General features: G+C 63.7%; 14 protein-coding genes. 8 read left to right on the top strand and 6 right to left on the bottom strand.

Going from position 1 to position 11,953, the window contains the following annotated elements:
• Window positions 1–5 precede the first annotated feature (5 nt).
• Window positions 6–635, top strand: coding sequence for a Pr6Pr family membrane protein (locus QAZ47_RS19500; protein ID WP_278230444.1), 630 nt, complete (start codon window positions 6–8; stop codon window positions 633–635).
• 63 nt (window positions 636–698) lie between these two features.
• On the opposite strand, the gene QAZ47_RS19495 is transcribed toward QAZ47_RS19500, so the two are convergent.
• The gene (locus QAZ47_RS19495; RefSeq protein ID WP_278207887.1) at window positions 699–941 is read right to left on the bottom strand and encodes a DUF1127 domain-containing protein; all 243 of its coding nucleotides are present in this window, start codon (window positions 939–941) and stop codon (window positions 699–701) included.
• A 94-nt stretch (window positions 942–1,035) separates the two neighbouring features.
• Between QAZ47_RS19495 and QAZ47_RS19490 the strand changes: the two genes are divergently transcribed.
• From QAZ47_RS19490 to QAZ47_RS19465, 6 genes are all read left to right on the top strand, one after another.
• Window positions 1,036–2,445 carry a PLP-dependent aminotransferase family protein gene (locus tag QAZ47_RS19490; RefSeq protein ID WP_278230443.1) on the top strand — a complete coding sequence of 470 codons (1,410 nt, stop codon included), beginning with the start codon at window positions 1,036–1,038 and terminating at the stop codon, window positions 2,443–2,445.
• A 142-nt stretch (window positions 2,446–2,587) separates the two neighbouring features.
• On the top strand, window positions 2,588–4,819 hold the full coding sequence (gene purL, locus QAZ47_RS19485) for a phosphoribosylformylglycinamidine synthase subunit PurL (RefSeq protein ID WP_278230442.1): 2,232 nt from the start codon (window positions 2,588–2,590) through the stop codon (window positions 4,817–4,819).
• Entirely contained in the window at window positions 4,816–5,340 is a 525-nt protein-coding gene (locus QAZ47_RS19480) for a hypothetical protein (protein ID WP_278230441.1), read from the top strand. Before purL ends, QAZ47_RS19480 begins: the two co-directional genes overlap by 4 nt.
• Before the next feature lie 111 nt (window positions 5,341–5,451).
• Window positions 5,452–5,685, top strand: coding sequence for a BolA family transcriptional regulator (locus QAZ47_RS19475; protein ID WP_059185115.1), 234 nt, complete (start codon window positions 5,452–5,454; stop codon window positions 5,683–5,685).
• 149 nt (window positions 5,686–5,834) lie between these two features.
• Window positions 5,835–6,170 carry a Grx4 family monothiol glutaredoxin gene (gene grxD / locus QAZ47_RS19470; RefSeq protein WP_278074073.1) on the top strand — a complete coding sequence of 112 codons (336 nt, stop codon included), beginning with the start codon at window positions 5,835–5,837 and terminating at the stop codon, window positions 6,168–6,170.
• Window positions 6,171–6,364: 194 nt separating this feature from the next.
• Entirely contained in the window at window positions 6,365–7,609 is a 1,245-nt protein-coding gene (locus tag QAZ47_RS19465; protein WP_278230440.1) for a multidrug effflux MFS transporter, read from the top strand.
• A 15-nt stretch (window positions 7,610–7,624) separates the two neighbouring features.
• On the opposite strand, the gene QAZ47_RS19460 is transcribed toward QAZ47_RS19465, so the two are convergent.
• The 3 genes from QAZ47_RS19460 to rpsD form a co-directional block, all read right to left on the bottom strand.
• Complete coding sequence (locus QAZ47_RS19460; RefSeq protein ID WP_278230439.1) at window positions 7,625–8,452, bottom strand: inositol monophosphatase family protein; 828 nt, start codon at window positions 8,450–8,452, stop codon at window positions 7,625–7,627.
• Window positions 8,442–9,353, bottom strand: coding sequence for a tRNA 2-thiocytidine(32) synthetase TtcA (gene ttcA / locus QAZ47_RS19455; protein ID WP_278230438.1), 912 nt, complete (start codon window positions 9,351–9,353; stop codon window positions 8,442–8,444). The genes QAZ47_RS19460 and ttcA overlap by 11 nt, the downstream gene beginning before the upstream one ends.
• A 109-nt stretch (window positions 9,354–9,462) precedes the next feature.
• Window positions 9,463–10,080, bottom strand: a complete 618-nt coding sequence (gene rpsD / locus QAZ47_RS19450) for a 30S ribosomal protein S4 (protein ID WP_278202326.1) — start codon at window positions 10,078–10,080, stop codon at window positions 9,463–9,465.
• A 399-nt stretch (window positions 10,081–10,479) separates the two neighbouring features.
• On the opposite strand from rpsD, the gene QAZ47_RS19445 reads away from it, so the two are divergent.
• Window positions 10,480–10,683: a hypothetical protein gene (locus QAZ47_RS19445; protein WP_278202325.1), complete on the top strand. Its 204-nt coding sequence runs from the start codon at window positions 10,480–10,482 to the stop codon at window positions 10,681–10,683.
• 72 nt (window positions 10,684–10,755) lie between these two features.
• On the opposite strand, the gene QAZ47_RS19440 is transcribed toward QAZ47_RS19445, so the two are convergent.
• Entirely contained in the window at window positions 10,756–10,938 is a 183-nt protein-coding gene (locus QAZ47_RS19440) for a DUF3008 family protein (protein WP_278202324.1), read from the bottom strand.
• Window positions 10,939–11,050: 112 nt separating this feature from the next.
• On the bottom strand, window positions 11,051–11,899 hold the full coding sequence (gene murI / locus QAZ47_RS19435; RefSeq protein ID WP_278230437.1) for a glutamate racemase: 849 nt from the start codon (window positions 11,897–11,899) through the stop codon (window positions 11,051–11,053).
• Window positions 11,900–11,953: the final 54 nt, after the last annotated feature.

Here is an 11,953-nt window from a genome sequence, read left to right as displayed (position 1 = left end):
TTGCCATGGGCCGGTTCCTGCAGATAGCGGGACTGGTTATCGGGCTGATAGCACTCATCCTGCAGTTCGCGATCACCATCCCGGCGTCGATGGCGGCGGGCCGCAGCCTGCTCGGCTCGATCGTCTTCTATTTCAGCTTCTTCACCATCCTGACCAACATCGCCGCGGTGATGGTGCATGCGTCCCTGCTGTCGCCAACCGGCTATGCCTGGTTTCCGGCCTTCGCCGGCAGGCGCATCCGGACGGGCGTCGCGGTCGCCATAACGCTGGTTTTCATCGTCTACACGACGGTGCTCGCCCGCCTTTGGGCGCCGGAAGGGCTGTTCTTCCTCTGCGACGTCCTTTTGCACTATGTGGCGCCGCTGGTCTTTGTCCTGTGGTGGCTGATCGCCGGCGCCGACGGCAGCACGCGCTGGCGCGATATTTCCTGGTGGGTGATCTATCCGCTCGCTTATCTTGCCTATGCGCTGATACGGGCGCCGTTCGCCGGCGAGGTGCCCTACCCGTTCCTCGACGTGGCGAAGAACGGCGCGGTTAGCGTCGCCGTCTCGGCGCTGACCATCACCGCACTGTTTCTCGGCCTCAGCTTACTCGCCGTCCTTGCCGACCACGGCATCGGCCGCCTGCGGAAATAGCCCGCCGGCTGGCCTGTCGAACCCGACATGCAGATCGCCTGAACCCGTTCCGCCCGACGCGCTTCAGTCCCAGAACGGCCTGATGCCTTCGCGATGGGCGTCGCAACGCGAGACGCCGATATCCTTGAGCTGCTCGTCGGTCATCTCGAGCAGTGCAAGGCGTCCGCGACGCCGCTCCAGCATCCGGCCGATCTGCCTTGCCAGGGAAGCGAGCACAAACACGACGCGGTCGATGAACCTGCGGCAGCCGGACGGGCGGCCATGCAATTCGGCATCGCTGTAACGGAATGTATCAATTGTATTCATCTTTCGATCCGCCAAACTTATCAATTGTACCCCAACCGCTCGCGACTTCATATCGATTGACTCATCCTGCGGCGCAATATAGAAAATTGTCACCATGACAAATTGGCTCCCAGACCTGTCTTCCGGCTCCGGCCCTCTGTATCAGCGCCTTGCTGACAGCATTGAGTCAGATATCGACAAGGGCGTCATCGACGCCGGTGCAAAACTGCCGCCGCAGCGCGACCTCGCCTATGACATCGGCACGACGGTCGGCACTATCGGCCGGGCCTATCAGCTGCTGCGCGAACGCGGGCTGGTGAGCGGCGAGGTCGGGCGTGGCACCTATGTGCTCGCGCAACGCACGGAGATCCCGAAAGCGGATATCGAGCCCGCCGTCCAAGGCACGCGCGCCATCGATGCGCCGACGGGCAAGCTGCGCTTCGACAGCACCGCGGCACCCGATGTCGGCCAGGGCACCGTGATCGCGGACTTGCTGGCGCGCACTGCGCAGGAACATCCGCACGACATAGCGAGCTACACCAGGGATTTTCCCGCACGCTGGTACGAGGCCGGCAGCCGATGGCTGTCGCGCAACTCCTTCCGCCCCTCGCCCGATTCGATTGTTCCGGCTCTCGGCACCCATGCCGCCGTGATGGCGGCGATCGCCGCGCTCACCACGCCCGGCGACTATGTCGTCTTCGAGCACCTAACCTATTCGCAGATATCACGCAGCGCCGGGCTGATCGGACGCCGCACCGCGCTGGTGTCGGCGGATGATGGAGGCGTCGACCCCGACGATTTCGAACGCGTCTGTGCGCAGAAACATCCGAAGATGATGTTCGTGATGCCGACGGCGAAGAACCCGACGCTGGTGACGCTGTCGGCGGAGCGGCGCCAGGCGATCGCGCGCATTGCGCACGAGTACAATGTGGTCCTGATCGAGGACGACCTCTATGGCGAGTTGACCGACGAGCCGACGCCGCTGCTTGCCGAATATGCCCCGGAGCGCACGATCGTCGCCGGCGGTCTGTCGAAATCGGTCGCGGCCGGTGTGCGCGGCGGCTGGCTTTCCTGTCCGCCCGCCTACCGCCACCGCATCCGCGTCGCGCACAAGATGATGACCGGCGGCCTGCCCTTCCTGCTGGCGGAGGTTGGAACGAGGCTGGTGACGTCCGGCCAGGCCAGCGAGATCCGCAAGCGCTGCATTGCCGAAATCCAGGCACGTCTCCATGTCGTGCGCGAGACGCTGGCAGGGTTCGACTTCAAGGCACGAGACAATGTGCCCTTTGTCTGGCTGACTTTGCCGGACCCCTGGCTGTCGGGCACGTTCAAGAATGCCTGCCTGGCGCAAGGCGTGCTCATCGACGACGAGGACGAGTTCAAGGCCGGCCGTTCCGAGCAGGTCTTCCACAGCGTCCGCTTCGGCGTGTCGCAGCCGCGGCAGAGCGAGGATGTCGCCCGCGGCGTCGCTGTCGTCCGCCGTTTGCTCGACGAAGGCCGGGCCGGCTACGACAGTTTTTCCTGACCCGCCCGGCACTGCCCGGTCGCGCAGGCGCGAGGCTGCGGTTTTCCGGCGTTTTTCGTCATCCGGTGGGGTGTATCGCGCGAAAGCTTGCGATAAGAGGAGACTCAGAAAATCCCCTCACCACGGATACCAATCGCCGCCCATGACCATTTCCAATTCCGTGCCGATCACCCCCGAGCTCGTCGCAGCGCATGGGCTGAAGCCCGACGAATACCAGCGCATCCTCGACCTGGTCGGCCGCGAGCCGAGCTTCACAGAGCTCGGCATCTTCTCGGCGATGTGGAACGAGCACTGCTCCTACAAATCATCCAAGAAATGGCTGCGTACGCTGCCCACCAGCGGCCCGCAGGTCATCCAGGGACCGGGCGAGAATGCCGGCGTGGTCGACATCGGCGACGGCGACTGCGTCGTCTTCAAGATGGAGAGCCACAACCACCCGTCCTACATCGAACCCTATCAGGGAGCCGCGACCGGTGTCGGCGGTATCCTGCGCGACGTGTTCACCATGGGCGCGCGGCCGGTTGCGGCGATGAACGCGCTGCGCTTCGGCGCGCCCGATCATCCCAAGACCCGGCACCTTGTCGCCGGCGTCGTTTCGGGCGTAGGCGGCTACGGCAATTCCTTCGGCGTGCCGACCGTCGGCGGCGAGGTCAATTTCGACCCGCGCTACAACGGCAACATCCTGGTCAACGCGTTTGCGGCCGGCCTCGCCAAGACCAACGCCATCTTCCTCTCGCAGGCCAAGGGCGTCGGTCTTCCGGTCGTTTATCTCGGCGCCAAGACCGGACGCGACGGCGTCGGTGGCGCCACCATGGCCTCGGCCGAGTTCGACGACAAGATCGAGGAGAAGCGGCCGACCGTCCAGGTCGGCGACCCGTTCACCGAAAAATGCCTGCTGGAGGCCTGCCTGGAACTGATGGCCTCCGGCGCCGTCATCGCCATCCAGGACATGGGTGCGGCAGGCCTCACCTGCTCGGCGGTCGAGATGGGCGCCAAGGGCGATCTCGGCATCGAGCTCGATCTCGACAAGGTGCCGGTGCGCGAGGAGCGCATGAGCGCCTATGAGATGATGCTGTCGGAAAGCCAGGAGCGCATGCTGATGGTGCTGCGCCCCGAGAAGGAAGAGGAGGCCGAGGCGATCTTCCGCAAATGGGGCCTCGACTTCGCCGTCGTCGGCAAGACCACCGACGACCTGCGCTTCCGCGTGCTGCACCAGGGCGACGAGGTCGCCAATTTGCCGATCAAGGAACTGGGCGACCAGGCGCCGGAATATGACCGCCCGTGGGTTGAAGCCACGAAGCCCGCGCCGCTCGCGGCCAGCGATGCGCCGAAAGCCGATGTTGCGGACACGTTGCTGAAAATGCTTGGCGGACCGGACCTCTCGTCGCGCCGTTGGGTATGGGAGCAGTACGACACGCTGATCCAGGGCAATTCGCTGCAGCTTCCGGGCGGCGATGCCGGCGTTGTGCGCGTCGACGGCCATCCGACCAAGGCGCTCGCCTTCTCTTCCGATGTCACGCCGCGCTATTGCGAGGCCGATCCGTATGAAGGCGGCAAGCAGGCGGTGGCCGAATGCTGGCGCAATCTGACCGCGACCGGCGCCTTGCCGCTTGCCGCCACCGACAACCTGAATTTCGGCAATCCGGAGCGACCGGAGATCATGGGGCAGTTCGTCGGGGCGATTAAGGGCATCGGCGAGGCCTGCCGCGCGCTCGGCTTCCCCATCGTCTCCGGCAACGTCTCGCTCTACAACGAGACCAACGGCCGCGGCATCCTGCCGACGCCGACCATCGGCGGCGTCGGACTGATCGCCGATTGGTCGAAGATGGCCCGTATCGGCTTTGCCGCCGAGGGCCAGATGATCGTGCTGGTCGGCGCGCCGCCGACATGGGGCAGCCATCTCGGCCAGTCCATCTATATGCGCGATATCCACGGCCGCGTCGACGGGCCGCCGCCGCCCGTCGACCTCACGCATGAAAAACGCGTCGGCGACCATGTGCGTTCGCTGATCGCCTCCGGCATCGTCACCGCCGCGCATGACGTCTCGGACGGCGGCCTTGCCGTGGCGCTTGCCGAAATGGCGATGGCGTCAGGCATCGGCGCCACCATTCCCGGTCTTACCGGTACCGACCTGATCCCGGTCTGGTTCGGCGAGGACCAGGGCCGCTATCTGCTGACGCTGTCGATCGACCCGCAAAGCGGCGAATGGGACAGGATCCGCGAGGAGCAGAGCAGGCTCGGCATCTTCGCGCCTTGGATCGGCACTACCGGCGGTCGTGAATTGAAACTCGGTGAGGCGCGGGCCGTACCGGTCAGTGAGTTGACCGCCGCCCACGAGGGTTGGTTCCCGCGCTTCATGGATCAGGCCATTTGACCAGGCTGGCGGTCCGGGCGCTGCTTGCAGTCGTCTTCTGGCCGTCCCTGTTCTTCTTCTGGTTTCTCGGCCCGTTCGTCTTTCTCTCGCTGTCGGCGACCTCGAGCGAGGTTTGTCCGCGGCTCGAAACGCGGGTCGAATTCCTTGCCGCGGCCAACGGCACGATCCCGATGCTGGCGGTTCAAGGCCTCGTCTACGCGGTTCCGATTTTGTGCCTGGTCCTATGGGAGCGGCTTTTGCCGGAGCCGGCTCGAGCCAGGCATATCGCCACATGCGTCAAGCTCTTCGCCGTCACGATCGTCGTCGGAACGCTTTGGGCGTATGGCTCCTCGCTTATGTGCGACGGCTACGGCCAGCCGTTTTTCTCTCCGGTCTGGCAGTGGACGAGCTACTTGCCCCTGGTCGGTATCGCGTTCAATGTTCCGCTCTATGTGCTGACCGTCAGCCTCGGTCGCGCCTATTCGACACGCGAGGACGTGCCCGCCGGCGATGTCCCCCAACCGGATCAGATCGTTCCATGAGTCTCGGCCATGGACGGAACGGCTTCAATCCGGACCAGAAAGGCTCTACGCTTATCCCGACTCTCATCGTACGGGCTGCACCGCTCCCCGCTCGAAAACAGGATTTTTGTCATGGCAATGGACGCGCGCGACATCGAACGGCTGATCAAGGAAGGCATTCCGGACGCCAAGGTGACGATTCGCGATCTGGCCGGCGACGGCGACCACTACGCGGCCGAAGTGGTGGCCGAAAGCTTCCGCGGCAAGAGCCGGGTGCAGCAGCACCAGATGGTCTATGACGCGCTGAAGGGCAATATGGGCGGCGTGCTGCACGCGCTGGCCTTGCAGACCAGCGTTCCGGACTGAGCTCTTCGTCACTCAGTCTTGGCCCAAATCGCGCCATCCTTTGCGCCATTTCGGATGCGTCGCGGCTAACGTCTTGTTTCAGCCAACCTATGGGTTTATTTGATGGACATGCTTCGAGCCTGACTCCCACAGGCGTGAAAGGATTCCCCATGAGTGGCATCAACGACTACATCGACAGCGAAGTGAAGAGCAACGACGTCGTGCTCTTCATGAAGGGCACGCCAGGCTTCCCGCAGTGCGGCTTTTCCGGCCAGGTGGTGCAGATCCTCGACTATGTCGGGGTCGACTACAAAGGCGTGAACGTGCTGACCTCGGCCGAGCTGCGCCAGGGCATCAAGGATTATTCCAACTGGCCAACCATTCCCCAGCTTTACGTCAAGGGCGAGTTCGTCGGCGGTTGCGACATCGTGCGAGAGATGTTCCAGGCCGGCGAATTGCAGGATTTCCTGATCGAGAAGGGCGTCAGCGTCAAAGGCGCCGCCTGATTGAACGCCGGCCGGCTTGCCCAGCCGGCCAAGCAATTCCACGAAAGGTGCGCAGCATTTTGCGTCCGGAATTGCGTTGAGCAAGACTTCCGGGGCCGCCCCCACCTCGGCATTGTAGTTCCCGAGCACGGGAACAGGACGAACCGATGCGCCGGTCAACCGGCGCACATTCGTTTGAACGATCGGATTTTGCCGTGGACAAGCAGGTAGTGGCGCAGCAATCGGCAAGCAGCTTGCCCATTCCGCGCTGGGAATTCATTGCGCTTTGTGCGGCGCTGATGGCGCTCAACTCTCTGGCCATCGACATCATGCTGCCGGCGTTGCAGCAGATCGGCGCCTCGCTCGGCGTCGAGAACGAAAACCACCGCCAATACGTCATCACCGCCTACATCCTCGGCTTCGGCACCGGTCAGCTCTTCTTCGGGCCGATCTCGGACCGTTTCGGCCGCCGCGCGCCGCTGGTCGCCGGCCTGATCATCTATGTCGCGGCTGTGGCTGCTGCTGCTGTCGCTCCAACCTTCGCCATCTTGCTCACCTGCCGTGTCGTGCAAGGCATCGGCGCTGCGGCAACGCGCGTCATCGCCGTTTCGATCGTGCGCGACACCTTCGAGGGCCGGCGCATGGCCGAGGTGATGTCGCTGATCTTCATGGTGTTCATGGCGATCCCGGTCGTCGCGCCCGGCATCGGCCAATTCATCATGCTCTTCGCCACATGGCACTGGATCTTCGTCACAATGGCCGTCGGCGCGCTGATCGTGTCGACCTGGTCGCTGCTGCGCCTGCCGGAAACGCTGCATCCTGAATACCGCCGCCCACTGACGGTCAATGCGGTTGTCGGCGGCTTCCGCATCGTGCTCACCAACCGCATCGCGCTTTGCTATGCCTTCGCCAGCACCTTCATCTTCGGCGCCATGTTCGGCTTCATCAATTCGGCGCAGCAGATCTATCTCGACGTCTTCCATGTCGGCGAGTTGTTCCCTTTGATCTTCGCCGGCGTCGCCGGCGTGCTCGCCTTCTCGAACTTCCTCAACGCGCGGCTCGTCGGCAAGATCGGCATGCGTCGGCTCTCGCAAAGCGCGCTGTTGCTGTTTCTCGCCATCAGCCTGATATGGCTCGTCGTCTCGCTCGAAATGCAGATGCCGCTATGGCTGTTCATAGCCTTCTTCGCCGGCGCGATGGTGCCGTTCGGCTGCCTCGGCGCGAATTTCAACGCGCTCGCGATGGAGCCGCTCGGCGAGCTCGCCGGCACGGCGTCCTCCATCCTCGGCTTCATGCAGACCTTTCTCGGCGGCCTCCTCGGCACGCTGATCGGCCAGGCCTATAACGGCACGGTCACGCCGCTCGCCGCCGGCTTCTGCAGCGTGTCGGTCGCGGCCCTGCTGATGATCCTGGTCGCCGAGCGCGGACGACTGTTCCAGCCACACAATCCGCCGGTGTGAGGCGACAGCTCGGGATCAGTCCGCCCAGAGCTCGCGGCGCAACTCGTCCCAGCAGTTCTTGTCCGGCGCGACGAGCAGTCCGCCATCGATATGCGACGGCAGGTAAGGATCGCCGTCGATGCGCGCGGCATAGCCGCCGGCCTCCTGATGGATCAGCACGCCCGCAAGGTGATCCCACGGCATCAGCTTGTTGTAGACGACGAAATGCGCGTGGCCGCTCGCCAGCAGCCGGTATTCGTGCGCGGCGCAGCGGTAGCCGAACTGCGACAGCGCCTTGGTGTGGTTGCGCGCAAGCCGCGACCTGTCCGGCTCCTTGAGATACTGCCAGGACACGGCACCCGTCATCTCAGAGATCGGCGCCGGCGCGGCGACCCGCACCTTCTCCAGCGCGCCATGCGTATGGCGGATATGGCTGCCCGCGCCCCTGGCGCCGATCAGCCAGTCCTTGCCGACCGGATCGTGGATGATGCCGGCAACCGTCTCGCCTTCGACGACCACGCCCAGCATGACGCCGAACAGCGGCACGCCGGAGGCGAAATTGAAAGTGCCGTCGACCGGATCGATGACGAAGGCAAGCGCGGCGTCGCCGAGACCGGCGAGCAGGGTCGGATCGTCGGAGCAGGCCTCCTCGCCGACGATCATCGCCGAGGGATAGCGCTCGTGCAGCCTGGCGGTGATCAGCCTTTCGGCATTGACGTCTGCTTCGGTCACCAGATCGGCGGCCGAGGTCTTCTGGCGGACATCGCCCTCGGCCAGCCGGCGGAAGCGCGGCATGATTTCGGCCGTGGCTGCATCGGCGAGAAGGTCGGCCAGCCAGTCGATCGCGCAGTCGTCAAATGTCATCGGAAATGTCTTGCCCTGTGATGAGGCGCTGATCGAGCGCGGCGAAGTCGAACAGTTTTCGGTCGAGCAGGTGCGAGGGCCGCACATTGGTCATGGCGCGGATCATCGTGTCCTTGCGGCCGGGCATGTGCTTCTCGATGTCGTCGAGCATCGCCTTCATGGCATTGCGCTGCAGCCCTTCCTGGCTGCCGCAGAGGTCGCATGGAATGATCGGGAATTTCATCGCGCCGGCGAATTTCTCGAGATCGACCTCGGCGCAATAGGCGAGCGGGCGCAGCACCATGACGTCGCCCTCGTCGTTGATCAGCTTGGGCGGCATGGCGGCGAGACGACCGCCATGGAACAGATTCATGAAGAAGGTCTCGAGGATATCCTCGCGGTGGTGGCCGAGCACCAGGGCGGCGCAGCCCTCCTCGCGCGCGATGCGGTAGAGATGGCCCCGCCTCAGCCGCGAGCAGAGCGAGCAATAGGTGCTGCCTTCGGGCAGCTTGTCGGTGACCACCGAATAGGTGTCCTGGTACTCGATGCGGTGCGCAATGCCGTTGGCGCTGAGATAATCCGGCAGGATGTGTTTCGGAAAATTCGGCTGACCCTGATCGAGATTGCAGGCAAGCAGTTCCACCGGCAGCAGGCCACGCCATTTGAGGTCGAGCAGCAGGGCAAGCAGGCCGTAGGAATCCTTGCCGCCCGAGAGCGCCACGAGCCAGCGCTCGCCGGGCTTCACCATGGCGAAATCCTCGATCGCCTGGCGGGTGAGTCTCAAGAGCCGCTTGCGCAGCTTGTTGAACTCGACCGAGGTCGGCACGTCGCGAAACAGCGGATGAAAGCCGCCCTCTTCCTGGTCGGCGATCGGTTCGAGCGATTTGACGCCAAGTGATTTGGCATCTGGCAGCATGTTCATGGCGCGTATGCCCCACGTTCTTTCTTGTCGCCCGGATTAGCGGACCTGGCGGGCAAAGAAAAGGCCGCCTCGAGGGCGGCCTTCGATTGCCTGCCGATAGAATTTCCGATCAGCGCGAATAAAATTCGACGACCAAATTCGGTTCCATCTGGACGGCGAATGGCACGTCCGAAAGACCGGGAACGCGGCCGTAGGTCGCGGTCATCTTGTTGTGGTCGGCTTCGATATAGTCCGGCACATCGCGCTCGGCCAGACCGACCGATTCCAGGACGATGACGAGCTGCTTCGACTTCTCGCGCACCTCGATGACGTCGCCCGGCTTGCAGCGGTACGAGCCGATGTTGACCCGCTTACCGTTGACGTTGACGTGACCGTGGTTGACGAATTGACGGGCGGCGAAGATGGTCGGCACGAACTTGGCGCGATAGACGATCGCGTCGAGGCGTGACTCCAGCAGGCCGATCAGGTTCTCGGAGGTGTCGCCCTTGCGGCGGTTGGCCTCCTCATAGACCTTGCGGAACTGCTTTTCCGAAACGTCGCCATAGTAGCCCTTGAGCTTCTGCTTGGCGCGCAGCTGCAGGCCGAAGTCGGAAAGCTTGCCCTTGCGGCGCTGGCCGTGCTGGCCGGGGCCGTATTCACGCTTGTTGACCGGGGACTTCGGGCGGCCCCAGATGTTTTCGCCAAGACGGCGGTCGATCTTGTATTTCGCGGATTCGCGCTTGCTCATCGCATTCCCTTTCAAAACAATATACCCGGAGCCCCATGGCTCCGGGTGAAGGAAACGCGCCCTCCTCTGGCCTCCGTTTTCGAGACCTGACAGGGTTTTCCACGCAACGCGACGGAAAACCCACGGGACACGTCATTTTCGACAAGACTGCCAGCATGCCGGCGAGGTCTTGTCCATGCAAAAGAAACCACCGGGCGTCGCCACCCGGTGTTGGTGGGCCTGTTAAACAGAGATTTAACTGCTGTCAAGCTTGTGACTGGCGTGACGATCGGCAGCCCTATAACCATTCAGCGTTGCATGCGGTGCCGGCGGACGGCACCAGGGCGGGGTGCGATCGCTTTGGACATAGCTCGCCCTGACGCTTTGATGAAGGGACTGGAGCAGAGGAGTCCGAATCCCATGAAGAAGTTCTTCCTTACCTTGACCGGGGCTGCGGTGCTGGCCGGGTCGATGGCGGTCATGACGCCGGAGCCGGCGATGGCAAGGCACTGGCACGGCCATAGGCAGGTCTGCCGCGTCGTGGTGCAGAAAAGGGTCGTATGGCGGCACGGCCACCGTCACGTCATCCGTGTCAAGGTGCGGCGCTGCCGCTGGATCTGGTAGACCCGACCCCGACAGCCCAAGGCAAAGCCCGCGGTCTCGCCGCGGGCTTTTTCTTGTGAACTTTGTCAGCCCTCACGACTTCTTGTTGGGCAGGCTCTTGCGCTTGGTTTCGGCGAACTCCTCAAGTTGCTCTTCGCTCATCGATTCATACATGTCGCGCGAAGCGCCCTTGAGCTCGCTCTTCTTGATCTCGCCGCGCTTGGCCGCAAGTGCCGCGCCGGCGGCCTTTTGCTGAGCTTGCGATGTGGCAGGCATGGTGGTTCCTCCTGTGCTCGGAGGAGAAACGCGGCTTCAGCGCCGCAGTTCCAAGGCTGAAGCATGTCTCCCGAAAGTGGGAAACCGGTTTCGGGATAAAGACATGCGTAGATCAAAAACCCTGAAGCGCATGGAACGAATCTGAAAGATCGCGACGCGCTTTAGCCGCCGTCAAGCCGAAGCCCTGGATGAGCCTCCGCGTGGCGAAATCCACCTTGCCGGAGGTGAAGACGGCAATGTCGGGCTCGCTTTCGCCCAACGGCTCGCCACCGTGCTCGAGCAGCGACATGGCCCGCCGCGCGATGGCTTCCGCCGGATCGATCCAGTCGACGGGCCAGGGCGCCGTCTTGCGCATGCGATTGGCGAGGAACGGGTAATGCGTGCAGGCCAGCACGACGATGTCGGTGCGATTGCCGTCGCGCTCGATGAAACAGGGCGCGATCTCGGCGCGCACGGCCTCCTCGTCGACAAAGCCCTCGCGCATGTAGATCTCGGCCAGTCCGGCCAGCCTGTCGCTGCCGACCAGGCGGACATGGCATTTCTGCGCCCATTTGCTGATCAGGTCGCGTGTGTATTGGCGCTTCACCGTGCCCGGCGTCGCCAGAACCGACACCAGGCCGGAACGCGTACGTTCGGCCGCCGGCTTGATCGCCGGCACGGTGCCGACAAAGGGATGGCCGGGGAATTTTTCGCGCAGCGCATCGATCACCAGGGTCGAGGCGGTGTTGCAAGCGATTACAGAAATCGCCGGCTGCAGGCGGTCGAGCAATTTGCCGAACAGAGCGAGGATGTGTTGCTTGAGCGCCGGCTCCTCCCACGCGCCGTAGGGGAATGCCGCGTCATCGGCGACATAGACGAAGCGACGATCCGGCATCAGGACCCGCGCCTCGCGCAGCACGGTCAGCCCGCCGATGCCGGAATCGAACATCAGGATCGGGCGGTTGCTTGATCGATCGCTCATTGTCATCCGACCACAGGAAGAGGCTGGCCGCTGAATTGGCCAACGCCGCTTCTA

It is taken from the genome of Mesorhizobium sp. WSM4904 (assembly GCF_029674545.1).
Taxonomy (GTDB): Bacteria; Pseudomonadota; Alphaproteobacteria; order Rhizobiales; family Rhizobiaceae; genus Mesorhizobium.
The sequence above is the reverse complement of the archived record's forward strand: the minus strand, read 5'-3'. Positions and strand labels throughout refer to the sequence as shown.